Consider the following 392-nt stretch of genomic DNA (forward strand, 5'->3'; position numbering starts at 1 on the left):
TGGACACATAGCGATGTAACTCATTACCTTGGTGGTACGGATCATGAAGATCCAATTGATTATTTAAAGTCTCATGGTGTTTCAGAGGCTCAATTTAGAGCAGATGTACAACGAGCATATAATTCTAGTGTGGACGTTTCTGTTCCTGAGAAGCCATCTAAACCAACAGCTGTAACGGACGGCATTGCTTATATGGAAGGTTACAACGTTAATTTACGTAAAGGACCAGGTACAAGCTATTCTAAGGTTCGTCAATTAAACAAACCAGAATCTTATATTGTGTGGGCGGAAAAGGATGGGTGGTTAAACCTTGGCGGAGATCAGTGGGTGAAATATGACTCGTCTTATGTGAAGCTTGAAACGAAAAGTAAGGCGGATTCTTTCATTGTAGG

Annotated in this window: 1 pseudogene; it reads left to right on the forward strand. The window is 40.8% G+C overall.

What is annotated here, in order from left to right:
- Positions 1 to 392: pseudogene (locus ACQRBL_RS32630) on the forward strand (N-acetylmuramoyl-L-alanine amidase); the annotation flags it as partial.

The organism is Bacillus sp. AF62, from assembly GCF_050312695.1.
GTDB lineage: Bacteria > Bacillota > Bacilli > Bacillales > Bacillaceae_G > Bacillus_A > Bacillus_A cereus.